The sequence below is a fragment of the Mucilaginibacter sp. PAMC 26640 genome (assembly GCA_001596135.1).
GTDB lineage: Bacteria > Bacteroidota > Bacteroidia > Sphingobacteriales > Sphingobacteriaceae > Mucilaginibacter.
On sequence record CP014773.1, the window covers coordinates 5,037,587 to 5,061,716 of the forward strand.

Sequence of the window (24,130 nt, forward strand, 5' to 3'; positions counted from 1 at the left end):
GGTGCTGCTTTTTTTATGCCCAAAATTTTAACTAGGGCAAAATGTCTTTACTTTAGCAAACAACCAATGCTTTCCCGCAAATATATCAACCTTATGAAGTTTACATTATCCGGCACCCTGCTAGCTAAAATAAAACGGTTTAAAGCCATGGCAATTATTACAGCGTTGGCCCTCTCTTCACAACTTGTTGCTGCCCAGTCGGTGTATAATATTAGCGGCACTGTAAAAGATGAGAAAAATAAAGAATTGCCATCGGTAACCGTATTTTTATCCGGGCGCACAAACATCACCGCCAGCAACGAAAAAGGTGTGTTTACCTTTTATAACCTGCCACCGGGTTCTTACTTGCTGGTAGCCCGGTCTGTAGGTTATAAAACCTACGCCAAAGAAATAACCGTTACCGCTGCTGATGTTAAAATAAATGTAAAGCTAAAGCAACAACTTAACACACTACACGAGGTGGTAGTGAATGGTTTTTTGCAGAAATACTTCGATAAGTTCAGCCGATATTTTTTGGGAACAACACCTAACTCAGAAAAATGCACTATTCTTAACCGAGATGCGCTCCATTTTTATTTTGATAAAGAAACTCAAACACTTTCCGTTTCGGCAGACGAGCTCTTACAGATCCAAAATGATGCGCTTGGCTACAAGATCAGCTATTCCTTGGAGTCGTTTGAACTGAACGAGGAAAAACACTTGCTAAAATATCAGGGCTACCCCTCCTTCCAGTAATTACAACCACCCAACAAAACTACGCGTAAACGCTGGAAACGAGACCGGGAAAAAGCATACAATGGGTCAATAATTAATTTTTTAAGATCACTATACAACAAAGATCTGGATAACGAGGGTTTTGAAGTATACCAACTGGCTAACAAAGTAAAACAAGGCGAAACCACGGATGGCCGCTCGCTAAAAGTTATCCAGAGAGCGCTTCGAGAAGATTCGCTTACAAGCCGGGTTGATATAAACTTTAAAAAATTTAGTTTTAGGAACAGCCTGCTGGTTGTGTACAGAAGTGAAGATGTAAACAGCGATTTCGCTTCGAGCGAATATTTTATAGATGTTAATCCCCGCAAATTAAGGTACATATCGCACGGAGAAAATTCAATGGTTACGTTTTTGTCTGAAAATATTGTGATTGATAAACAAGGTTACTACACACCGCAAGGGGGCCTGCTATTTGAAGGCTACATGGGGTGGGAGCAAGTTGCAGATTTGCTACCTTTAGAATTTGGTGATTAAAACAACCTGTCTATCTACAAGTTGTCGGTCTTTTTTTTAATTTCGTCAGGTGTTCGAACTGTTAACCTTAAACCCTTTGTGCTACCTTTTCCGCTTTATAACAACAACCGCCAAATCCTTCACAATTATAGAAATCTATGAAAATTAAATCATTAAGCCTTCCTTTTGTTATTACATTGCTTGTGGGTTGTTTAACCGCAAGAGCCCAAAATGCAACCCTATCCAAAACTGATACTGTTGCGCATTCATTAGCAACACAAAAGCCCCAAAATTTCTATTTTGAATTACTGGGACCGGGTGCGCTCTATTCGGTAAATTACGATACCCGCTTTAAAAACCGGCAGGACGGGCTGGGCTGGCGGGCCGGTGTAAGCTATTACGCGCAAGATGGTGATCAACTGCTCACCGTGCCCCTTATGTTTAATTACCTGCTGGGCAAAAAAGGCAAATACTTTGAAATTGGTGCCGGGCTAACTTTTTACCATACAAATACCAGTGACGTATTTTTTGACCAGCAGCAAAAGTATGATGCAACGTATAACTATTATTACTATGAGCCGGAAAAACGTAATGGGGTATACGGCACTTTAAGTTTCGGGTACCGCTATCAACCGTTAGATGGTGGCTTTAGCTTCAGGGCAGGGGTAAGCCCTATTATTAATTCGAATAACTTTATACCCTACTGGCCCTACGTAAGTTTCGGTTATACATTTTAAAATAGATGATAAAAACGGGGCAATTATCTCCCCGCATTCTTTATTTTAGCCCTGCTTTATAAATCCCTGATGAAGATAAAATTACTCGCCTTAGCCGCCTTTCTATTTGTTGGCACTGTTACCATAGCCCAAACCCGCGGAAATGAAATTGGCTTCCAGGCTGATAATGATTCCTTTTTGGCCCAGGGGTCCGATCGTTATTACACTAATGGCGTATTTGTGTACTATCGCAAAGCGCTTGATGTTAGCAAAAGCACCACACTAGCCAATAAAGTATTGGGTTTTGAGATAGGACAAAAACTTTTCAACCCGCAGTCGGCAGCTATTCCTTCGGTAGATTTTCTCGACAGGCCCTTCGCCGGCTACCTTTATGCAGGGACATCTTTAAATTTGCTGTTCAAAAACGAAAGCAACTTAAAGCTTACCGGCAGGATCGGCGTAGTCGGCCCGGCATCCGGCGGGCAGGGTATCCAGGAATTTATACACAAAACCTTTGGCTTTTACCCTCCGGATGGATGGCAATACCAAGTACGGAACGATGTGGAAGTAAACCTATTTGCCGAATACAATACGCTGCTCGCACGGGCATCCTGGATAGATGTTTCTGCGGCTACTTATGCTAACCTGGGTACAGGCTTCATCAGCGCGGGTGCTGGCCCTCTTTTTCGCTTTGGCAATTTTAACCAGTTATTTCAGTCGGCATCAACGCAAAGCACTGCATCACGCAGCAACAACAGCCTGCTACATCAGCACGAGTTTTTCTTGTACTATAAGCCGCAGGCTAATGTTATCGGTTATGATGCAACTATCCAGGGCAGCATTTTTAAAAACCATCCGGAGCCGGGCACTTTAGAGTTTACTAAAGATATCCGCCATTTTATATTCAGTAACGAAGTGGGCGCAAATTACGTAAGCGGGAGATTTGTATATGGCCTGGCAGCAATTTTCAACACCAGGGACGTAAAATATATGGCGCATGCCCATCAATGGGGTTCTGCCACGTTGTTGTACCGTTTTAATTAGTATCGAAATTCTTTTTGCGGCTGGCTTTTTTATCAGACTGCACTTTTTTGTTACCGAGGCGGGCCAGCTTTGCCGCCCGGCTTACTTTGAGCTTCTTCCTTACTTTAGGGATAATCAGCGCATGCGTTAATAGAACAATCAGACGCCCAACAGCAATTTCTTTATTCAAATACTGACTGCGCTCTTCATCGCAAATAACCTGCACGTCCCCATCTTTGTTAAAACGGTTCTGCAACTTTTCGTTCAGCAATAGTTTTTCATCATCGGTGAACAGTACCGAATCATTGATATTAAAAAGCAGTTCTACCTTGCTGGATACTTTGTTTACATTTTGCCCGCCTTTACCCCCACTGCGCGAAGTTTTGTAACTAAGCTCTTTCTGGAGGCTGGCCTTATCTAAATTCATAGCCAAAAATAGCCATTTACTTTATGATGCTACAATAAGAAGAAGCAACCAAGGCGAAATGGTTTTTTAAATAGCACTACATTATCAACTCAGCTTAGGGCAGCTTCTTCATGCTCTTTTTGCCTAGCAAAGAGAGAATCTACTCACCACCGCCCCTTATGTTAACCTTTTTACATTACATGCTTGCCCTAATTATTTCAGGCTGCAACTGTTAGGTGACTATTCCATTTTCGGTGTTAAACACGTATATTCGTTCCCCGATGAGCAACAACATTGTAGTGGCCATTGATGGCTATTCTTCCTGCGGCAAAAGCACTATAGCTAAGGCGCTTGCAAAAAAACTTCACTTTATTTATGTAGACAGCGGTGCCATGTACCGTGCTGTGGCCCTTTATTTTTTAAGGAATAATACGGATCTGCAAAATGATGCTCAGGTAAAGGCGGCACTGAAAGATATCCATCTCAACTTTCATTCGCGCGATTATCAAACGCATATCACTCTTAACGGTGAAGAAGTATCCGAAGAGATTCGCCAAATGCCGGTATCAGAGCGGGTAAGTACCGTTGCTGCCATCCGCGAAGTGCGCTTGGAGATGGTGAAGCAGCAGCAGCGCATGGGTAAATCTAAAAGCATTGTAATGGACGGACGGGATATTGGCACCGTTGTATTCCCCGATGCCCAGGTAAAATTATTCATGACCGCCGACCCGAAGATCCGTGCAGAAAGGCGCTACAAAGAGCTATTGCCCAAAAACCCCGACATCACTTTAGAAGAGATTTTTGATAACCTGGCACATCGTGATTACCAGGATACAACTCGCGAAGAAAGTCCGCTGATGCGCGCTGAGGATGCGATCATTTTAGATAATACCGATCTTTCTCAGGACGAACAATTGATGTTCGCGCTAAGCAAGATAGAACCGTTCATGTAAGCTGGTGTGGAATGTCAACACCCAACTTATGGCTGTCGATCTTAAAAATCTGAAAATTACGATGCAGGCTGTCGTGACCATGCGTATCATTTCAGACAGCCTTTACTGCACTTACTCCAAATTTATTTAAAAAATCTACGCCCTCATCGCTGGGGAGGCCCTTGTACGCCGCGTACGACTTATCAAAGTAAACCTGTTTTATTCCTGCCGAAAATATCAGCCTGGCACAAGGCAGGCACGGCGACAACGTAGTGTACAGCGTTGCACCCTCCAAATTAGCCCCATTTTTTACGGCATAGAGTATAGCGTTTTCTTCGGCATGCAGGGCAAGTGAACAGCTGCCTTTACTATCGCGCGGGCAACCGTGTTCTGGAAACTCCTCATCGCAGTTATGAGTGCCTGACGGTGGCCCGTTATAGCCTATAGAGATGATCCGGGTATCCTTGGCCAGTACCGCCCCTACCTGGGCTTTTACGCAGTGTGAACGCTTGGCCAGATCGGTAGCCAGGTTCATAAAAATATGATCGAAAGTGGGTTTCATTTGAGTTGAGCAGAAGGTGGAGAATAATAACGGGGCAAATTAACGAAAAGAGGTTAGCCGGACAAATCCGGCTAACCTCTGAGATCTTTCTACTTAATCTATAAATATTAGTGGCCGCCTGATGCTTCCATGTTATCTACATCGATACCCTGGCTTTTTAATATAGAACCGGCTTTCCAGGCAAAGAAGGCAAGGTAAGCAAAGCCCAAAACAGGAATGATGTAAGATGCATGGATGCCTGACGTATCAGCCAAAATACCCTGCACCGGTGGAATGATTGAACCACCTAGGATCATCATAATTAAAAATGCCGAGCCCTGGCTGGTATATTTACCTAAACCGGTTACCGATAAAGAGAAAATAGAAGGCCACATGATAGAGCAGCACAAACCACCGCTGATAAAGGCAAAAATGGCTACCATACCGGTTGTCATTAATCCAACGATCATAAATATAGCGCCCAAAATTCCAAATAATGCCAGCGTACGAACTGGTTTTTGTTTACCGATAATAAATCCGATGATCAGGATGGCTACACACAAGGCGTAAGGCAGGAATACACCAACTTTGGCACCACTTAATTTATTAACCAATAAAACCACACCGAAAGCCACAAAAGGAACGGTTAAGGTAAGTATCAGCTTTACAGTTTTTGACAAATTGAAGGCTGCGATGCCACCGGTCCAGCGGCCAATCATTAAGCTACCCCAGTACAGTGCAATAAACGGAGAAACCTGATCTGCCTTGTACCCGCCAAATGCAGGCGTTTCTAACAAAGCACCCATATTACTCTGGATGGTTACTTCGGTACCTACATAAGTAAAAATAGCAAGCATGCCCAAAATCAATTGCGGATACTGCATGGCTCCCCACCCCTCTTTACTCTTAGCGGAGGCTGAGATAGTCCCCAAAAGCGTAAGCAGTATAATTGCAAGTGAAGCATAAACAAAGTATGATGTTGCTAAACCCGTTGCAGTTGCAAGCGGCGTGGCCGCCAAAATAAGCAGGAAAGCAAAAAAAATAATACTTAATGGCAGGTTGGCTTTATTACTTGGTTCAATCTTCTCGTCGCTGGTTACCCGTGGTAAATTTGATTTCCAGAAGAAACCTGCAACCAGCAGGAAAAGTACCGCAAGGGTATAGTAAAGGTTGTTAACCGAAGATATTTTTACATCTTCTGGACGTATTTTTGCTGCGGCAGATCCAAAAAGCACAATGCTCACAATTACCGGCCCCCAGATACTACCGAAGTTGTTTACACCGCCGGTAAAGTTTAAGCGGTTGGCACCTGTTTCCGGTGATCCTAATGAAACCACAAAAGGATTGGCTGCTGTTTGCTGTAAGGAAAAGCCCAGAGCGATAATGAAAAAGGTAACCAATATAAAACCGAATGAACCGGAATTAATAGCAGGTACCATTATTAATGCGCCAACCGCAGAAATAAGTAAACCTATGATGATACCGTTTTTGTAACCTATTTTATTAAGAATATCAACTTTGGAAGCCGCTGAAGCAAAGTACAGAATAAGCGAGCCTATAAAATATCCTCCATAAAAAGTAAAATCGATTAATTGGGATTCGAATTGGGATAAGTTAAAATGTGCTTTACAAAAAGGTATAAAGATCCCGTTAGATGCAGCTAAAAAGCCCCAAAAGAAGAAAACTGTTGCCAGCGTGTATAATGCCGAGCCAAAGCTTTTGGTTTTGTTTTGTTCCATTATTAAAATTAGGTTATTGCTTATGGTGTATTTGAAGCAATAAACTTAAAGCATTTTTTATAATTAGCCCGTAAATTTTTCAAATTATAAATCACAATTTAAGTTTTTGGTGTTTAACAGATAAATGTCGCATATTAGTGCCCTGACTTTTTGCCTGGATGAAATCAGGATTATAAGCCTTAATTAATGATAGAAGCCATTATTTCGGGAATTGGGTTTGGCTTAGTGCTAACGTTTATAACCGGCCCTGTTTTTTTCGCGTTAATTAAAACCAGTATCGAAAAGGGCTTTCATGCAGGCGTGGCGCTTGCCCTTGGCGTTGTATGCAGCGACGTGGTATTTGTCGGAGCAATTCTGTTTGGTTCGCAACTATTTAGCGTTAGTGCACATACCAAAACCATCATAGGTGTATTTGGAAGCATCATCCTTTTTACCATTGGAATTTACTATCTCTTTAAGAAGAGCGATGTTAACTATAAGAACAAAGTGCCTACTACCGTAGACCGTGCCGGTTACTTTTTCAAAGGATTTTTGATGTGCATTTTCAATCCTACCATCCTTTTCCACTGGACGGTAGTCATCGGTGCCGCAAGTACGGTTTACCACGAAGGCGTACACAATCGCAGCCTAAAAATAGCCATTATGTTCCTTGCTATACTTGTTGTACAGTTTGGTTTGGATACTACCAAGGCCTTTTATGCCGATAAACTGCGCGATAAGATCTCTGTAAAATTGGTACACCGCTTAAACCAGGTGGCTGGTATAGCCCTGATAATAGCGTCGCTGGTTTTAATAGACCGGTTGGTTACGCATTATATTTTCTCGGCACCGGCGGCGTAAAAATGCCATGCATTCTAAACGATAGCTTTTACATTTCTTCAACAAAAAAAGGCGAAAGATCTAAAACCTTCCGCCTTTACTTATCAGCTTTTGTTCTTATTTACATGTAAGCTCTCTGGTTCTTACCTTCCATCCAGTTAACAAAGGCACGATTTACTACTTTGTTACCACCCGGGGTTGGGTAATCACCGCTAAAGTACCAATCGCCGGTATGATCCGGGCAGGCAATATGCAGGTTATCTAATGTTTGATACAACACCTGCACTTCGCATTTTACGCCTTTAGGCGTAATGATCTGTGCAATACGATCAGAGATCTCCTGATCGGTAAACTGCTCGTAAATCGCTTTAACGTAGTTTTCAACGTCCTCTTTAGGCAATTTTAAACCGTCTTTACATTTCTGATAAACGCCTAATATCACATCATCTTTGCCGGCATCTTTTAACAAGCTAATCGCCGCTTCAAACGCAACAAACTCGCCCATGCGCGACATATCAATACCGTAACAATCCGGGTAACGGATCTGCGGTGCGGAAGAAACGACCACAACTTTCTTAGGGCCCAAACGATCCAGGATCTTCAGGATACTTTGTTTTAACGTAGTACCACGTACAATAGAATCATCCAGAACAACCAAAGTATCCTGGTCATTCTTGATCAGGCCGTAAGTGGTATCATATACGTGTGCCACCATTTCGCTCCGGTCTGCATCCTGGGTAATGAACGTACGCAGCTTAACATCCTTAATCGCTATCTTCTCCACGCGCGGTGCCATGCTCAGCACTTCGGTCAGTTCTTCTTCACTGATCTTGTCATCGCGGTTAAGCAGCCGTTCGCGCTGGTATTGCTTAATGTATTTATGGATCCCTTCAACCATGCCATAAAAGGCAACTTCGGCTGTGTTCGGGATATAGGAGAACACGGTATTTTTAACGTCATTCTCTACAGCTCCCAAAATCTGCGGGCAAAGCAAACGGCCAAGCTGTTTACGCTCCCGGTAGATGGATGCATCGCTGCCGCGGGAAAAATAGATCCGCTCAAAAGAACATGCTTTTTTCTCTTTCGGTTCGCTAAACATCTCCTCGGTGATCTTACCGTTCTTTTTAACGATAAGTGCATGGCCGGGTCTTATTTCTCTTACCTCCCCTATCGGGATATTAAAAGCGGTTTGGATAGCAGGGCGCTCTGAAGCAGCCACTACAATCTCGTCATTATAGTAATAATATGCCGGGCGGATGCCTACCGGGTCGCGCATTACAAATGCATCGCCGTGGCCCAAAATACCTGCTATGGTATAACCACCATCCCAGTTCTTTGCGCTTTTACGCAAAATCTTGGCTACATCCATATCATTGGCTATCAGCTTGCTGATCTCGCGGTTATCATCCAGGCCTTCGCGTTTGTACTGGTCAAACAGGCCCTGATTCTCGGTATCAATAAAGTGGCCCATTTTTTCCAGAACGGTGATGGTATCCGCCTGTTCTTTCGGGTGCTGACCCAAATCGTAGAGTTGCTGCAGCAGTTCATCAACATTTGTCATGTTGAAGTTACCTGCAATCACCAGGTTACGGGTCATCCAGTTGTTTTGCCGCAGAAAAGGGTGACAGCTTTCTATACTGTTTTTGCCGTGGGTACCATAACGCAAATGGCCCAAGAGAACTTCGCCGGTAAAGCTTACATGTTCTTTGAGCCATTCGGCATCCTGCATTTTTTCAGGCATCTCCTTTTCTATATCCGCAAATTTTTTTTGGATATATTCGAAGATATCCGCCACCGCATTGGAGGCCATACTTCGGTGCCGGCTTATGTACCGCTTGCCGGGTTCAATATCCAGTTTAATGGTAGCAACGCCCGCGCCATCCTGGCCCCGGTTATGCTGTTTTTCCATTAAAAGGTATAATTTGTTAATCCCGTACAGCGCTGTGCCGTATTTTTTTTGGTAAAAGGATAATGGCTTTAAAAGACGGATAAAAGCCACACCGCACTCATGCTTTATCGAATCGCTCATGGTTGGTAATCAGGCCGCAAATTTAGGACTTTATCTTATATAGTGTTTAAACATATTGTCATTATTTAACCATCATTTTATGATTAATTAATTTAACTCATTCGCTAAATATTTTATCTGCAAGGGTGGCTTCTTACTTCGTGAATTTGGTTATCAAAAAACTTTCCCGGCCACAATTGTTAACTTTGAGATACAAATAACCCTTTATGAAAAAAATATTGCTGCTCACCGCCATGCTGGCCGGTATAATCATCAATCAGTCTTTCGCGCAAAAAAAGGCTAAAACAGGATTCAATAAAGCTATTGGTATCCAGGCTTATACTTACCGCGCGAGCTTTGCCAAAAATACAGAAGCCGTACTCGATTCCATAAAAGCTTTGGGGATCAATGAAATAGAAGGCCCCGGACCAAAAGGACTGGACATTTTCAAGTTCAGAAAAATGCTCACCGACAGGCACCTCAGCATGCCCTCAATCGGCGTTGATTACGACAGCCTGGTTAAAGCCCCTATGGAAGTTGTCCGTATGGCGGGTATACTGCGTGCGGATTATGCAATGGTGGCCTGGTTACCGCACGGCAAAATCTTCACTATTGAAGATGCTAAGAAAGCCGTAGCTGATCTGAACAAAGCCGGCCGCACTTTAAAGGCTAACGCGGTAGACCTTTGTTACCACATCCACGGATACGAATTTGTGCCTTATGAAGATGGTACCTTGTTTGATTATATCGTAAAAAACACCAACCCGCACTATGTAAATTTCGAAATGGATATGCTTTGGGCCTTTCACGGCGGCCAGGACCCCGCGAAACTACTGCTCAAATACCCAAAACGCTGGAAACTAATGCACCTGAAAGATATCCGCAAAGGCGTAGCTAACGACCTGACGGGCGGTACCGACATTAAAAACGACGTAGCCTTGGGTACGGGGCAGATCAACATACCGGAGGTATTAAAAGCAGCGCAAATGGTGAATATACGCCATTACTTTATCGAAGACGAAAGCCCTAACCACGCAGCACAGATCCCGGTAACGATTAAATATTTGAAAGAGCTGTAGACATGTTTTCTCTTGGCATTCGAACGAATTTAGAAATCTTACACAACAAGCCCATGTGCATAGTTCGCTTATCGGCCATGTAAGATTTATCCTCTTTCGAAATGACAAGTGAATAAGTATTCAGATACAAGGCTCCGAATCCTGCTTAATCTTTTAATCCTTAAATCGTAACCCTACTTACTAAACCCAACCATGCGGTGCAGGGTGCCGGGGTCATAGATCTTGCCTGCTTTGATCACCACTTTTACATTACGGATATCGCGGATGTTGGTTAGCGGGTTACCATCTACTATAATGATATCGGCATTTTTACCGGTGGCTATGCTGCCCGTTTTATCAGCAAGGCCCATTACCTGTGCCGGGATCAGCGTGGCAGTTTTAATGGCCTGGGCAGGGGTAAGTCCTGCAGCTACGTACAGTTCCAGCTCACGGTCAACGCTAAAGCCGGGGAACCCCATATCAGTACCGGCTACTACCGGCACACCGGCATCGTAAAGTAACTTCACCAGCTTACTCATTCCGGCCAGCAACGGCTTTAGCGATGCTGCTGTTTCTACATCTTCACCGGTGTTTTTAAACTGGGTTTGCAACGGCAACGGCAGGGTGTAAAAAGCTGGTTCCATTTTGGTGATATCATCCTTAATGTTACGAAACGACAGATCGTAAACGCCGATGGTTGGATCGATGACCACCTTGCGGTCTTCGAGGTATTTAAGCGCCGCCTTGCTGGTGCTGTCATCAAAGTTGATGCTGCGGTCTTTGTTACGTTTCATCATAGCGTAAACGTATTGCATGTGGTTCACCATGTTCATCCCCGAGTCTACACCTGCCTTCAACGTCATACCGTTCGGGATGTGGCCGGTAACCGTCAGGCCAAGTTTATGCGCCTCATCGCAGATAGCCTTCAATATTTTCGGTTTTACCGAACTGTACACTTTTATCTGGTCGAACCCACGTTCTTTATAAGTATCAACGGCTTTAATGGCTTCTTCCTTCGAATCCGCCTGAATGATCCCCAGTGCCATGGGCCCCTTGCCATCAATGATACCCGCCATCAGAATTTTAGGACCAATGCCCTTACCGCTATCGATGGCTTTTTGCACAGCGTCTATAAAACCAAGTTCATTACCACAGTCGCGCACAGTAGTTACGCCCGCAGCGAGGTAGGCCGGTCCCCATTCGGTTTGTTCAAAGTGGGCGTGCATATCCCACAGTCCCGGCAAAATACTTTTCCCTTTAGCATCGATGACCTTTGCTCCCTTTGGAATATTCACTTCCGCTGCTTTACCGATGGCTTTAATCATGCCGTTTTGCAACAATAACACCCCGTTTGGCGTGGTGGTGCCATCAGCTACATTGACGATTGTACCGTTGGTAACCGCGATAGTGCCCGTACCTGCAACCGATACCGGTGCCGCTTTACTAAATGCATCCATCCCATAACCTGCTGCCCTTTTGATCAATTCAGGCAGCAAAGACTCGTAAGCCTCGCTCATCATTTCGGTTTTATCACCCTCGGCATCAATGGTAAGGATACACATTAACTTGCCCGCGTTATCTGTCCAAACTTGTTCGTTACCCCAAATTAAACCGCTTATGGTATAGCGGATCAGCGGCAACGGCTTGCCATCGAAGGTGAGAATATCGGTGCCCGCTTTTTTTATTTGCAGCGCGCCATAGGGCAAAGTGTTGATGGTTGCAGGCTGCTTTTTGGTGTTCCAGTATTTTAGCAGCAACATTTGCACCGTAGCAGGAGAATACCCCGTAACCGGAAAGGTAAAAGGAAGTATCGTTTTGGTATATGTTGAATCATTTACCCGGATGGCGGCCGTGTTGCCTTTAATACTGATGGAATCATCTACGGTAGAAAACCGGGAGGTACTTCCCTTGATCAGCAGCTCCAGCGGATCTCCAACGGGGTTTACTTTGAGGGTCGCCTTTAATGGCACCGGGCTCCCCCTATCCACAAACTTAAAATCCACTACATACTTCTTAACATCTTTATCATGATAAACCTTGTAAGTTTCTTTACCAATATGTTGCTCAAATTTGTGCAGCAGGAATACGCCGCTATCGGCTGGCAGATCCTGGGCCTGGGCAATGGAACTAACAAATAGCAGCAAGAAAGCTGAGAGGAAATTTTTCATGGTGAGGGTTTTAAGTAGCTCAAATATAATGGTATTAGCGGTATCAGCAAACAAAAATGGCCCGGTTGAGCCGGGCCATTTAATGTTTATTGCAATGCTATTTACAATTTCTCGCCATGCTGGCTGATGTCCAGCCCAAGCACCTCATCTTCTTTAGATACGCGCAGCGGTGAGATCATATCGGTGATCTTCAGTAGCAGCAGCGAGCCAAAGAAAGCAAATATCGAGGTAGCTACCAGCGCTACCAATTGGATAAAGAATAAATGTGTGTGACCGAAGAATAAACCGTCGCCGGTAACATTGGCTGCGTTAACCGCTTTGTTGGCAAACACACCGGTAAGCAACATGCCCACCATACCACCTACCCCGTGGCAAGGGAAAACATCAAGGGTATCATCAATACTGGTGCGGGTACGCCACTCAACCACCAAATTACTTACCACTGCCGATATAATGCCAATAGCCAATGAATGCGGCACACTTACAAAACCCGCCGCAGGTGTTATCGCTACCAAACCTACCACCGCACCAATACAGGTACCCATGGCCGATGGCTTGCGCTTTCGCAGCATATCGAAGAAGATCCAGGTAACGCCGGCAGCTGCTGATGCAGTTGTACTGGTGGCCAGGGCGGTTACCGCCAAATGATTTGCCCCAAATGCCGAACCCGCGTTAAAACCAAACCAGCCGAACCATAATAACCCCGTACCAATCATGACGTAGGTGATGCGGGCGGGCGAGTGGTTGGCTTCGTTGCGGCGTTTTAAATACAGGGCAGAGGCCAATGCAGCCCAGCCGGCCGACATGTGCACTACCGTTCCGCCTGCAAAATCTAACACGCCTAATTTGGCCAAAACCCCATCAGGGTGCCAGGTAGCGTGCGCCAAAGGCGAAAAAATGAAGATCGAAAATAAAACCAGGAAAATTATATAGGAGTTGAACCGGATGCGCTCTGCAAAGGCACCGGTAATAAGCGCCGGGGTGATAATAGCAAACTTTAACTGGTACATGGCAAACAGCAAAAGCGGAATGGTTGGTGCCAAGGGCCAGCTGGCATTGCCCAACATGCCCTTCATCATAAAATAGGTAGTTGGGTTGCCGATAACCCCACCAATGCTATCGCCGAAGGCTAAACTGAAACCAAAAATACCCCACATTACCGTAATGATCACCATACAAACAATGCTTTGCAGCATGGTAGAGATCACATTTTTTTTGTTGACCATACCGCCGTAAAAGAAAGCTAACCCGGGAGTCATGATCAGTACCAAGGCAGTCGACATCAGCATCCAGGCAATATCGCCGGTATTAAAATTAGGTTTCACCGAACTGTCGTACTCGACAGATGGGAACAGGAAAGTAAGACCTAAAATTACGAGGATTACAAAAAAAGGGAAATACCGTTTCATAGATTTCAACACAATTGGATTTGATCGGCTGAAATTATAATTTTTTTAATAAGGTAAGTTATAAAATGTAAAATAACTACAAATTATATGTGGTTTATAGAGGAAAATTAAACAGAGTTATTCATTCTAAATTAAACTGGGAATCTATGCCCGCTATCTCCTATTCCCTGCACTACCCCAATTATTTAATAGATCAAGAAAGAAAAAATATACATTTAAATATCATTCATCAATCTTTCAAATTTATCGATGATGTAACCAGCCAGTGGATTTTCGATATTGTAAAGGAGGGATGAATTAATAGTATAGCCGTGTGAAGACCTTATCGAATAATTATGCTTGCCAACATTTTGGTAAACTGTTTTTGATTTTTTGTACCAGTATTCAAATACCTTGTGCCGCTTCGTCTCCCGTTCGTCGGTACTGTCACAGATGTAAAATATTATGTTTGAATCGTTTTCCAAAAATGAACCGATGATTTTAGTAACTGTATTTTTAACCCACGAATCAAACAAGTTGATTTCTTTATCGGGATACAGTGACAAAGAAAAGGTGCTAACGTCTTCTATGTAGTAGACTGTTAGCACCAAAGTATAAATAACGTTAAATCTTGTTTGGAAATAGTAAGTTAAGCCGTCATCTGACGACTGTATATCATAAGAGCTTTGCAAACTTTATGCCTTTTTCCTTTGCCAACTCTGTTAAAGACTTTTTATCAAGAATAGCTTGTTTGATATCCCTTTTATCTTCCATCATCTTTTTCATGAAAGCCGGAATACCATCCGGTATTTCTTTTTTATTTGAATTTGCCATGATGTTTATTGTTTAACAAATATATAAAATTTTTTGTGTGTAAAACCTTAACAATAACGCTAATAGGCTTTATTTGTTACAAAAATTGCGCCTTATCTTATCTACATGTGCCTCATCAGCGCATCCGGAAACACCCCAAAGGCTATCAACACTACAGCGATCACGATCGACAGAATCACCAACTTAATGCTCCACTTATTTTCGCTGATGATCAATTCGGTACGTTTAAGGAACAGGTTGAGGGGGATCTTGATGTAATAAAACAAACCCACTACCGTAGTAATAGCCCCCGTGATCAGCATGGCTAATAACCACACGTCATTTGTTTGCTGATATACCGCATATACTGATGAAAACACAAACAGCTTCCCCGTGAAACCTGCGCTTACCGGGATACCGGTTAGGGAGATGAGGATCACCACAAAGCATACCGAAGCCAGGGGATATTTAAAGCCGAGGCCTTTGTAATCGCGCACGTCCGTAATGCCTTCTGCGTTCTCAAAGTAGTTGGCTAAAGCCAGCGCGGCAATATTGCCCAGGCCATACATCAGCAGGTAATAGGTAAGTGATGAAAAGCCCTGCTGGGTAAAAGTGATCAGGGCCATCAATGCAAAACCGGTATGGCCGATTCCTGAATAGGCCAGCATCCGTTTCACATTGGTTTGCATTACTGCCGCGAAGTTACCTGCCACCATGGTGAGGATAGCAATAGCCGAGAGGATAAGTCTCAAATTTAAAACATCCAAATAAACCAGCGGCGCAATAAAATTGAGCAGTAAGGCAAACGCTGCAATTTTTGGCAGCGTAGAAAGGTAGGCGGTAACAGGCGTTGCTGCACCCTCGTAAACATCGGGCACCCAAAAATGTACGGGCACGAATGACAACTTAAAACCGATCCCCGCAAGCACCAGCACAACAGCAAAAGATACACTGAAAGGGTTTACATGAGTTAGTAAAGCCACGCTGGCCTCGTCATAGAAATTCAATGAACCGGTAAACGCATACAAAAGAGAAATGCCATAAAGCATTACCGCCGATGATGCCGCGCCGAACAGTACGTATTTTAAACCGGCCTCCGTACTCACCCCTCTTTCGGATTTGTAGGCAACCAACAGGTATGATGCTATAGAAACCATTTCGATAGCCAGGTACATGGCCAGCAAGTTAATAGAAAGCACCATTAAATGCAGGCCCAAAACCGACCCTACGGCAATGGTATACAAATCTGACAAGCCTTTTTTATGCGACTTTAATTTATGATCCCAGGTAAAATACAGCAGCAGGATAAACATCAGCACATCAATGATGAGCTTAAAAATGATCACATTGCGGTGCAGCATCAGCATGCCGTTGAACAATTTGTGCGCCCCATCCAAAATCATCTCAAACTGTTCAAAATCTTTATAGATCACAAACACGATACCGGCGCATGCCACCGTGCGGCAAAGCCAAGTTGAGCCTTTCCCGAAGAAAAGATCGGTTAGCAATACCAGGATAAACAACGCAGTTAAATAAATCTCGGGCATAAACATGGGTATGCTCGTAAAAACATCATTTAACTGGTTGTGTATGCCGGGGATGAGTTGCTGCATTTGTCTATTGAACTATTACGGTTTGGTTTTTAGGGTATTTAACCTGGTATTTTACCCTCAGCTGTTTTACCGTTTGCGGGTTAAATGTCAATGTCCAGCTCAATTTGCCTGTTAATTTATTTACTTCGGCCCCGCTGGTTTCCTGGGTGTCCACTTCAATAGCGGTATTTTGCGTTACGGGTACCTGGTCTTCCACCAGTAAATTCACCGGTTGATTCTTTCGGTTCCTGATAGAGATCATCCAGTCGCGCGTTTCTTTTTTGCTCGATCCCAGCAATCCCGGCTTCTCGTTTAAAACCTGCATGATGCGTTTTACCACAATATTTTTATCAACCCCCAAAGATAAGCTCAAAGTATCATTGGCGGCGCGTGTATCCAAAACAGATTTACCGATAAAAGTTCCTTCAAAAAACAGGTTAGCTTCGCCGGAGAGGAAATTATACTTTGTCCAATCCGTAATACGGGCGGTCAAAAACACATCGGTGCTTAGTTTTGGCGCCACATAGTATTGAAACTTCGCATCGGTGGTCACCTGGTCTATCTCTACCGAATACGGTTTGCCATCACCCGGAACCGAAAACGGATTCTGGATATTGAATTCCATATTGGTTTGGTTCTCGGTTTGATCAACAGCGACCGGAATACTGCTATCTTTATTAACATTGACCCCGGCCACTCTTCCGGTTACTGCTTTGGAGACTACGACCTCGGATAAATTGCTATTTTTTTCATAGTAACCCACTGCGACTGGCGTGTAAATATCCAGATAATAAGGCCTTAATTCCGGTTTAACGCCGCTTACGGACGGATCACCTGTGGACAGCGTCAGCTTCACCCCTTTCCAATCCTCACCGCATTGTTGCGATACATTGGCTTTATAGGCGATAACCACCGGACTGTTCACATCTTTAGCACGGATATCGTACGCCGGGTACCACCTGGCATTGTTGACCACATAACTAAGTGTAAAGGTAGACTGCAAAGCAGTTTTTGATGATACCTCTACCAATATATTACTCGTGGCCGCAACCTGAGCATTTACCAAAGTATTGATCTGGTTATCGTATTTGCTGAGTTGCGTATTGAGTGCTTCTATTTCGTTATTAATCGCCAGTTCTTTCTTTTTTATCTCGGTTAAGCGAGCCGTTTGAAAATCGAGTGCGGCTTTCAATTTAACTACATCCAGCCCGCCGGTTTGGCCATTGCCCACCTGGTTTTTTGCCAGCATATTGGCTTCTTCCTGGTTGATATTTAATAATGTGGATTGGAGGGATAGTTTGTCGCGCAGTCCTTTTTGCAATAAATGCAAATCGTCCACTTGCTTATTTTTAACTTGTGTGCCAAGGTAATTCAACTCGTGCTTTACGGATAAGATAGTAAAATCGCCGCCTGCCCTCACCTGCATACTGGCAGCATCCAGGTTAGGAGAAATATTATCGAAAATAAGGGTGGTAGTCCCCGAGGCTATGTTGACCAGCGAGGTGCGGGTTACTTGTGCCCCATTCAAAAAAACGGTCACCTTTTCTACTTTGGATGGAATTTTTACGCCCTCATCAGCATTAGCTAAATGGAAGCAGAAAAACAGGCAGGCAATAAATAATAGCTTTTTCATCATTATTTTTAATTTACCTGTAGGATGCAGCATCCCGCCCAATTCCATAATGCTTTTAAAGATTATTTAATAAACTGCACCAGTGCCAATACCGAATCGTTGATTTTATCAAACACCAGCGAAGGCATCAATCCAAGCACCAACGCGATCAGCGCCAGCGGTAACAAGGTGATGGTTTCCCTAAAGTCGATATCGGTTAGGGCGGTCTTCCAGAAGTCGCCGCCTTTGAGTGATAAGGTGCCGAAGAACATGCGCTGCAAAGTCCACAAAAAGTAAGCGGCGCTAAGTAATATACCTACCGAACCGCCAACCGCCATCCAGTAAGGTAACAGGCCATTAACCGAAGGCGACTTAAATGCACCGGCCAGGGAAAATGCCTCGGCCACAAAAGCGGAAAAGCCAGGTAAACCCAAAGAAGCGAAGAATGCAATCATAACATATACCGTGTAGCGCGGCATCAGGCTGCCTAGTCCGCGGAAGTGGTAAATATCCCTGTCGTGCACCCGGTTGTAGATCACCCCTACCAGGAAAAAGAGCATGGTTGATAAAAAGCCGTGACTTACCATTTGCATCATGGCGCCGCTGATGCCCTCGGCGGTATTGGAGGCAATACCCAGCAGCACAAAACCCATATGCGATATGGAAGAGTACGCGATCAACCGTTTCAGATCGCGCTGCGCCAAAGCATTAAATGCACCGTACAGAATGGAGATAACACCAAGCAGTCCCAGCCAAAACGCGCTGCTGTGGGCAGAATCCGGGAAGATACCCATGCAGATGCGGATGATGCCGTAACCACCTATCTTTAACAATACGCCAGCCAGTATAATGGATACGGGTGTTGGTGCTTCTACGTGTGCATCCGGCAGCCAGGTATGCAAAGGCACCACCGGCACCTTAATAGCAAAGGCGATGAATAACACAACGAAGCCCACCATGCGCGCAGGCATGCCCAGAATGGTAGCATGAGAGAGTGCAGAGAATACCGAGCCGTTGATAAAATTGGCCGGATTCATCATCTGGATGATATTGAAAGTATGGTTACCTGTTGCAGGGTCTTTAACCGACAGGTAAAGGCCCACCATTACCAGCAGCATAAATACCGAACCAAAGAGCGTATACAGGAAAAACTTAATGGCGGCATATTCACGCCTGGCACCGCCCCACATCCCTATCAAAAAGTATAGCGGTAGCAGCATCAGCTCGTAAAAAGTATAGAATAGGAAGAAATCCAGCGCGCAGAATACGCCCACTACGGCCATATCCAATAGCAAGAACAGCGCGAAAAAGCCCTTCAAATTACTCTTGATCTCCCAGGAAGCAACGGCGGCAACCACCATCACCAGGCAGGTCATCACCATTAAAGTGATGGAAATCCCGTCGATCCCGACAAAGTAATCTATTTGCATTTTACCAGCCGGACCAAGATCGAGGTGGATCCAGGGCAGCTTTTGCACAAACTGAAACTGGCTCTCGTTACTGACACCCGCATAAGCGGTACCGGTTTTAAAGTTGGTATACATCCAAATGCTGATACCCAATTGCAGCAGCGTTGCAAAAAGCGTGATATATTTAAAACTGGCCCGCAGGGAAGTGGGCAGCACCAGGATGATAATGCCAAACAGGATAGGCGTAAATATGAGCAGGGTTAATATGTTCATCAGGTCCAGATCAGTTTTAAAATAAATACGGCAATTACCGCCAGGAGCATACTGTATAAATAGTATTGCACTTTGCCGCCCTGGAAACGGCGTGCAAAATTACCAATAGTTTGCACCAGTTGGGCAGCCAGCAATAAAATGCCATCTACAATATATTTATCAAACCAGGCAGTGAATTTGGCGATGCACAATCCTGCTTTCCCTAATAGGTTCACAAATCCATCGATCAGGTTTTTATCAAACCAATAGAGAGCTGCGCTGAGCCAAAGTACAAATTTTACAATAACCCGGTTATAAAAACGGTCGATATACCACTCGTTGAAAGAGAGGCGATAAAGCAACCCTGATTGCGGTGCAGACCAGGTATTGCGTTTAGCGTAGATCACATAAGCACTGTAGATTACGCCAAGACTTACAACCGTCACCAGGGCAGGAACAATTGCGGCGAATATACTTTGGTGTTCTTCAGCAGCCTTCAATGCAAATACCTTGTACAGCCAGGAACTTTCATACGAGAAAGGGTTGAATGAAAACAGCGGAAACAGGCAACACAGCCCCAGGAATACCAGCGGCAGTTTGTAACGCCAATCGCCATCGCCCATGTGGATCTTAATAAGCGGGTTCATTTCTTGCAGGCGGAATTCGCCAAAGAAAACCTTGATGACCAGCCTCGACACATAAAAAGCAGTAAGCCAGCTGGTGACCATTGCTACAATTGGTATAATACTGAGCAGCGGACTTTTACCACTGCTCCAGTTGAAGGCTTGTACCAAAATGCCATCCTTAGATAAAAAGCCGCTTGTAAACGGCAAGGCGACCAGCGCTACAGCACCTAAGATTGCGGCTATAAAAGTAAGCGGGAGTTTTTTCCGCAGGCCGCCCATATAGAGGATATTTTGCGGGTCGATATCAAGTTTATTTTCGTCGCTGATGTGTTTTACTTCATGGATAACAATACCGGCCACCAAAAACAGCAGGCATTTAAAAAACGCATGCGTTACCAGGTGAAACAATGATGAGGAGTAAGCGCCGACGCCCATCGCCATCACCATATAACCCAATTGAGAAATGGTAGAATAAGCCAGCACGCGCTTAATGTCGTTTTGCGTAAGCGCAATGGTAGCGGCCATAAAGGCCGTAAAGCAACCTACGCTAGCCAGGGTGGTAAGCTCAGCCTCGTTGAACAAAGGATATACCCTGCCTAACAGGAACACGCCGGCAGCTACCATGGTAGCCGCATGAATAAGTGCGGAAACAGAAGTTGGCCCTTCCATGGCATCGGGCAACCAGGTATGTAAGGGGAACTGTGCGGATTTGGCTGCAACGGCTAAAAAGATACCGCCAAAGGCGATGTATTGCCAAAGCGCAGGCAGGTGATCAACGCCCGAAAGCCACTGCCCGTTAGCGAAGGTCGATTTCGCAACTAACCCGCCATCCTTAAACAGCTCATCAAGATCAAACGTATGGAATTGGGTAAACAAAATAATAATAGCAGTCAGCAAACCGATATCGCCTATCCTGTTCATGATAAAGGCTTTTTTATTGGCCATTACCGCCGCGGGCCTGTCGAACCAAAAACCGATGAGTAGGTAGGATGAGAAGCCCACCAGTTCCCAAAAGGCATAGAAGGTAAGCAAACTATCTACCACTACCAGCGCCAGCATGCTGAAACAAAAAAAGCTGAGGTAGCGGAAGTTACGGCTAAACCCTGCATCATCCTTCATATATGCCATGGAATAGATATGTACCGGCAATGCGATCACCGGAACCAGCACCAGCATGAGTACGGAAAGATTATTGAGCAGGATGCCGATCTGCACCTTTGTTTCGCCAATGGTGAACCACAAGCGCTGCAGGTGGATAGCGTGATCGTTCCAAACTTTACCAAACACGGTTACCGACAATACCGCGCTCATCAGTATAGCAAACGTGGATACCCATCCCGAAGCTTTACTTTTACCCAGCAGCAAAAAGTTTATGACAAACGCAGCAAAAGGCAGCACCACTGCTATAATAGCAAGGGTTACGGTTTGCGGGTCGGTATGGAGCGTGGTTGGGTTCAATTCACTTGCTCATTTATAGTAATCGTTACCGTTGCAGGCGAACTGCCTTTCCGGCCGCTTGTAGGGGCGGTAAATTCTACGGATTTAATATCCGCCTTGGTTGCAGCTTCAAACAATTGCAGTTTGTCCTCTCCGGTCAGTTCGGTGCCGTTGGGTAGGGTATAGATCATCTTCAGATCTTTTCCCCGGTGCGAACGGATGTAAGATTTATACGCCTTAGAAAACGTACCAAATTTCCATTGGTACCACTTGGTGCCGTAGTATTTGGTGGTCACGTTCAAACTGGTATCATTCTCCCTGGATCCCACAAACTTGGGTTGGATCAGTGTGTCGATCTTTAATATCGTACTCGGATCGATATCCGATAATAGCCTGTCGGTAACTTCCTCGTTTAAAATAAAGGCTTTTTGCTTAACCGGTATCATAGCCATTGGTACAGGGCCATTCGGCAAATCGGCCGGCAAAGCCTGCTTTGTTTTAATCAGCAGTGCGCCTGCTGCGCCTTTTTGTCCATACATGATCCTGGCTCCCTTGCGGTTCACTACTGAAATATCCAGGATATCTTCCGTTTTGATGTTTGCTAACAGGCCGGCATATACGTTATCATTTACCAATACAAAAGGCCTGTCCTTTTCTTCCGGCGGGTCTTTTAAGGTCATCTTTTTTGTGACCGCATCCACTGTTAAAAATGGGTAGGTTGGTTTTTCTTCTTCCACTACCTCTTCCTCCACGGGCTCATCCTGGCTCACACTACGCCTGCTACGGTGTTTGCTTTTATGCTTAACGCTATGACTGGTTTTTTTCTTGGCGGCGCTTTTTTTCTTCCGCTGCGCAAAGGCAGTTACAGATAGTAAAACAAGCAATAAGACTATTATTTTTTTCATCAATCTTTTAACTGGTTTAATTTATCGGGATCGATGGTTTTATAACGGCGGTATACGTTTAAGATTATGGCCAGGGCCACGGCAGTTGTTGCGGCCGCCAGTACGATGGCAAACAGGGCAAACATTTGTCCCCCGTTGTTCACGCGGTCATACCGGCCAAAAGCTACCAGGTTGAGGATTGCGGCATTCAGCATCAGTTCAATACCGATCAGGATCTGGATCGCGTTCTTTTTGGATACGATGATGAACAAACCGATGCAAAACAGCACAGCGCTCACCAGCATAAAATCCTGCAGGGTGATCATGGCCTAACCTCCTCTTTCCGCGACAAGTGCGCCGCCCCTACCAATGCAATCATCAGCAATACCGAGATCACCTCGAAAGGCAGCAGGTAATTCGTCATTAAATTAACACCGATATTATTGATGGTAGATTCATTCACCGGAATAACGTTCTTTGCCGCTTTAGCGGCTTTTATCCAGGATAACTGTGGTGCATCGGCCTTCAACACCACGTTAACCATCACCACCAGGAATAACCCGGCCAGGATGAGCGACGGTAAGTTACCAAAGCTTATAAACCGGTTCTTCTGTTGTTCGATAGCGGCCAATGCCTCTTTACCCGAAAGCATAAAGGTAAACAGGATCAGCACGAGGATGCCGCCTACATAAACTACGATCTGGGTTACCGCTACAAAATCGGCCATTGCTAAAACGTACAACCCTGCCAACCCAAACAGGGTAACAAAGAACATAAAGATACTGCGTACCAGGTTACCGCTCACCGCCACCACCAATGCCGACCCCAGCGTTACCAAGGCCATTACATAAAACATTAGCTGCACTAAACTCATGCGCCCCCTCCCTTTGCCTTCGCGGCAGCTAATTTGGCGGCTTGCTTTTCGGCCTGCTGTTTTTCCAATAGCATCCGCTTTTCCGCAGCCACTTCGGGCGACATGTCCGAAAATTCGTAGGTAAGATCGCTTAGTTCAAATACGGTGCGGTCGTATTGGTTCGTCATCACAATGCACTCGGTTGGGCATACAATGGTACACAGGCCGCAATACATGCACTTCGCCATATCGATGTCAAACTTGGCGGCGTACAGCAGCTTTTTAGAACCGTCGGATGTCTCGCCAATGGAACCTTCAGTTGATTTGATGGATTCGATGTCGATGCAATTAACCGGGCAGATCTTGGCGCAAAGGTCGCACACTATGCAGTCGTCAATTTCCACGTCCAGCTGATATCGCCCAACCTCGGGCGATGGCAGTGCCTGCTTAGGATACTGAATGGTGTTGGTATCCTCCAGTTGCTTAAAGTAGTTGTTATCGGAAATCGACAGTACCTCGCGCTTATGGTTACCCGCAAAGAGGTACTTCACGGTGAGGGTGAGCCCCCGCCATGCCGTTGTAAAACCGTTTAATACTTTATTTATCATCATTATTTGGGATTTCACC

At 44.8% G+C, this 24,130-nt stretch carries 22 protein-coding genes; 7 read left to right on the forward strand and 15 right to left on the reverse strand.

The window, feature by feature from the left end:
* The first annotated feature begins 66 nt into the window (after window positions 1-66).
* The 4 genes from A0256_21760 (at window position 67) to A0256_21775 (ending at window position 2,987) form a co-directional block, all read left to right on the forward strand.
* Window positions 67-735, forward strand: coding sequence for a hypothetical protein (locus A0256_21760; GenBank protein ID AMR33879.1), 669 nt, complete (start codon window positions 67-69; stop codon window positions 733-735).
* 276 nt (window positions 736-1,011) lie between these two features.
* Window positions 1,012-1,248, forward strand: coding sequence for a hypothetical protein (locus A0256_21765; GenBank protein ID AMR33880.1), 237 nt, complete (start codon window positions 1,012-1,014; stop codon window positions 1,246-1,248).
* 137 nt (window positions 1,249-1,385) lie between these two features.
* Window positions 1,386-1,964, forward strand: coding sequence for a hypothetical protein (locus A0256_21770; GenBank protein AMR33881.1), 579 nt, complete (start codon window positions 1,386-1,388; stop codon window positions 1,962-1,964).
* Between the two features lie 69 nt (window positions 1,965-2,033).
* On the forward strand, window positions 2,034-2,987 hold the full coding sequence (locus A0256_21775; protein ID AMR33882.1) for a hypothetical protein: 954 nt from the start codon (window positions 2,034-2,036) through the stop codon (window positions 2,985-2,987).
* On the opposite strand, the gene A0256_21780 is transcribed toward A0256_21775, so the two are convergent.
* The gene (locus tag A0256_21780) at window positions 2,980-3,393 is read right to left on the reverse strand and encodes a peptide chain release factor 1 (GenBank protein ID AMR33883.1); all 414 of its coding nucleotides are present in this window, start codon (window positions 3,391-3,393) and stop codon (window positions 2,980-2,982) included. The genes A0256_21775 and A0256_21780 overlap by 8 nt on opposite strands.
* Before the next feature lie 260 nt (window positions 3,394-3,653).
* Here A0256_21780 and A0256_21785 point away from each other — a divergent pair, with 260 nt between their 5' ends.
* Window positions 3,654-4,325: a cytidylate kinase gene (locus A0256_21785; protein ID AMR33884.1), complete on the forward strand. Its 672-nt coding sequence runs from the start codon at window positions 3,654-3,656 to the stop codon at window positions 4,323-4,325.
* Window positions 4,326-4,416: 91 nt separating this feature from the next.
* Here the strand turns inward: A0256_21785 and A0256_21790 are convergent, their stop codons facing one another.
* Both A0256_21790 and A0256_21795 read right to left on the reverse strand, forming a co-directional pair.
* Window positions 4,417-4,866, reverse strand: a complete 450-nt coding sequence (locus tag A0256_21790) for a cytidine deaminase (GenBank protein AMR33885.1) — start codon at window positions 4,864-4,866, stop codon at window positions 4,417-4,419.
* A 107-nt stretch (window positions 4,867-4,973) separates the two neighbouring features.
* Window positions 4,974-6,584, reverse strand: coding sequence for a glucose transporter (locus A0256_21795; GenBank protein ID AMR33886.1), 1,611 nt, complete (start codon window positions 6,582-6,584; stop codon window positions 4,974-4,976).
* Between the two features lie 186 nt (window positions 6,585-6,770).
* On the opposite strand from A0256_21795, the gene A0256_21800 reads away from it, so the two are divergent.
* Window positions 6,771-7,424: a hypothetical protein gene (locus tag A0256_21800; protein AMR33887.1), complete on the forward strand. Its 654-nt coding sequence runs from the start codon at window positions 6,771-6,773 to the stop codon at window positions 7,422-7,424.
* A 100-nt stretch (window positions 7,425-7,524) separates the two neighbouring features.
* On the opposite strand, the gene A0256_21805 is transcribed toward A0256_21800, so the two are convergent.
* On the reverse strand, window positions 7,525-9,432 hold the full coding sequence (locus A0256_21805; GenBank protein ID AMR33888.1) for an amidophosphoribosyltransferase: 1,908 nt from the start codon (window positions 9,430-9,432) through the stop codon (window positions 7,525-7,527).
* A gap of 206 nt (window positions 9,433-9,638) precedes the next feature.
* Between A0256_21805 and A0256_21810 the strand changes: the two genes are divergently transcribed.
* Window positions 9,639-10,490 carry a sugar phosphate isomerase gene (locus A0256_21810; GenBank protein AMR33889.1) on the forward strand — a complete coding sequence of 284 codons (852 nt, stop codon included), beginning with the start codon at window positions 9,639-9,641 and terminating at the stop codon, window positions 10,488-10,490.
* 173 nt (window positions 10,491-10,663) lie between these two features.
* Here A0256_21810 and A0256_21815 read toward each other — a convergent pair whose 3' ends face one another.
* The 11 genes from A0256_21815 to A0256_21865 all read right to left on the reverse strand — a co-directional run bounded on the left by A0256_21815 (window position 10,664) and on the right by A0256_21865 (window position 24,117).
* Window positions 10,664-12,691 (reverse strand): hypothetical protein, encoded by a 2,028-nt coding sequence (locus A0256_21815; GenBank protein AMR33890.1) that lies wholly within the window; start codon window positions 12,689-12,691, stop codon window positions 10,664-10,666.
* A gap of 47 nt (window positions 12,692-12,738) precedes the next feature.
* Window positions 12,739-14,046: an ammonia channel protein gene (locus A0256_21820; protein ID AMR33891.1), complete on the reverse strand. Its 1,308-nt coding sequence runs from the start codon at window positions 14,044-14,046 to the stop codon at window positions 12,739-12,741.
* Window positions 14,047-14,261: 215 nt separating this feature from the next.
* Complete coding sequence (locus A0256_21825) at window positions 14,262-14,717, reverse strand: hypothetical protein (protein ID AMR33892.1); 456 nt, start codon at window positions 14,715-14,717, stop codon at window positions 14,262-14,264.
* Between the two features lie 243 nt (window positions 14,718-14,960).
* Window positions 14,961-16,451: a hypothetical protein gene (locus A0256_21830; GenBank protein ID AMR33893.1), complete on the reverse strand. Its 1,491-nt coding sequence runs from the start codon at window positions 16,449-16,451 to the stop codon at window positions 14,961-14,963.
* 4 nt (window positions 16,452-16,455) lie between these two features.
* Window positions 16,456-18,111 carry a hypothetical protein gene (locus A0256_21835; GenBank protein ID AMR33894.1) on the reverse strand — a complete coding sequence of 552 codons (1,656 nt, stop codon included), beginning with the start codon at window positions 18,109-18,111 and terminating at the stop codon, window positions 16,456-16,458.
* Window positions 18,112-18,125: 14 nt separating this feature from the next.
* The gene (locus tag A0256_21840) at window positions 18,126-19,724 is read right to left on the reverse strand and encodes an oxidoreductase (protein ID AMR33895.1); all 1,599 of its coding nucleotides are present in this window, start codon (window positions 19,722-19,724) and stop codon (window positions 18,126-18,128) included.
* Window positions 19,724-21,787 (reverse strand): NADH dehydrogenase, encoded by a 2,064-nt coding sequence (locus A0256_21845; GenBank protein AMR33896.1) that lies wholly within the window; start codon window positions 21,785-21,787, stop codon window positions 19,724-19,726. Before A0256_21845 ends, A0256_21840 begins: the two co-directional genes overlap by 1 nt.
* Entirely contained in the window at window positions 21,784-22,671 is an 888-nt protein-coding gene (locus A0256_21850) for a hypothetical protein (protein ID AMR33897.1), read from the reverse strand. Before A0256_21850 ends, A0256_21845 begins: the two co-directional genes overlap by 4 nt.
* On the reverse strand, window positions 22,671-22,976 hold the full coding sequence (locus A0256_21855; protein ID AMR33898.1) for an NADH-quinone oxidoreductase subunit K: 306 nt from the start codon (window positions 22,974-22,976) through the stop codon (window positions 22,671-22,673). The genes A0256_21850 and A0256_21855 overlap by 1 nt, the downstream gene beginning before the upstream one ends.
* Window positions 22,973-23,524, reverse strand: coding sequence for an NADH dehydrogenase (locus A0256_21860; GenBank protein ID AMR33899.1), 552 nt, complete (start codon window positions 23,522-23,524; stop codon window positions 22,973-22,975). The genes A0256_21855 and A0256_21860 overlap by 4 nt, the downstream gene beginning before the upstream one ends.
* A complete protein-coding gene (locus tag A0256_21865; GenBank protein AMR34644.1) occupies window positions 23,521-24,117 on the reverse strand; it encodes a 4Fe-4S ferredoxin in 597 nt (198 codons plus the stop codon). Before A0256_21865 ends, A0256_21860 begins: the two co-directional genes overlap by 4 nt.
* Window positions 24,118-24,130: the final 13 nt, after the last annotated feature.

What these genes read in the sequence shown, in the direction of transcription:
- A0256_21820 (AMR33891.1), bottom strand. Translation starts at nt 14,046, where the DNA reads ATGAAACGGTATTTCCCTTTTTTTGTAATCCTCGTAATTTTAGGTCTT.
- A0256_21785 (AMR33884.1), top strand. Translation starts at nt 3,654, where the DNA reads ATGAGCAACAACATTGTAGTGGCCATTGATGGCTATTCTTCCTGCGGC.
- A0256_21860 (AMR33899.1), bottom strand. Translation starts at nt 23,524, where the DNA reads ATGAGTTTAGTGCAGCTAATGTTTTATGTAATGGCCTTGGTAACGCTG.
- A0256_21830 (AMR33893.1), bottom strand. Translation starts at nt 16,451, where the DNA reads ATGCAGCAACTCATCCCCGGCATACACAACCAGTTAAATGATGTTTTT.
- A0256_21760 (AMR33879.1), top strand. Translation starts at nt 67, where the DNA reads ATGCTTTCCCGCAAATATATCAACCTTATGAAGTTTACATTATCCGGC.
- A0256_21810 (AMR33889.1), top strand. Translation starts at nt 9,639, where the DNA reads ATGAAAAAAATATTGCTGCTCACCGCCATGCTGGCCGGTATAATCATC.
- A0256_21840 (AMR33895.1), bottom strand. Translation starts at nt 19,724, where the DNA reads ATGAACATATTAACCCTGCTCATATTTACGCCTATCCTGTTTGGCATT.
- A0256_21835 (AMR33894.1), bottom strand. Translation starts at nt 18,111, where the DNA reads ATGGAATTGGGCGGGATGCTGCATCCTACAGGTAAATTAAAAATAATG.
- A0256_21855 (AMR33898.1), bottom strand. Translation starts at nt 22,976, where the DNA reads ATGATCACCCTGCAGGATTTTATGCTGGTGAGCGCTGTGCTGTTTTGC.
- A0256_21795 (AMR33886.1), bottom strand. Translation starts at nt 6,584, where the DNA reads ATGGAACAAAACAAAACCAAAAGCTTTGGCTCGGCATTATACACGCTG.
- A0256_21780 (AMR33883.1), bottom strand. Translation starts at nt 3,393, where the DNA reads ATGAATTTAGATAAGGCCAGCCTCCAGAAAGAGCTTAGTTACAAAACT.
- A0256_21850 (AMR33897.1), bottom strand. Translation starts at nt 22,671, where the DNA reads ATGAAAAAAATAATAGTCTTATTGCTTGTTTTACTATCTGTAACTGCC.
- A0256_21770 (AMR33881.1), top strand. Translation starts at nt 1,386, where the DNA reads ATGAAAATTAAATCATTAAGCCTTCCTTTTGTTATTACATTGCTTGTG.
- A0256_21805 (AMR33888.1), bottom strand. Translation starts at nt 9,432, where the DNA reads ATGAGCGATTCGATAAAGCATGAGTGCGGTGTGGCTTTTATCCGTCTT.
- A0256_21790 (AMR33885.1), bottom strand. Translation starts at nt 4,866, where the DNA reads ATGAAACCCACTTTCGATCATATTTTTATGAACCTGGCTACCGATCTG.
- A0256_21775 (AMR33882.1), top strand. Translation starts at nt 2,034, where the DNA reads ATGAAGATAAAATTACTCGCCTTAGCCGCCTTTCTATTTGTTGGCACT.
- A0256_21800 (AMR33887.1), top strand. Translation starts at nt 6,771, where the DNA reads ATGATAGAAGCCATTATTTCGGGAATTGGGTTTGGCTTAGTGCTAACG.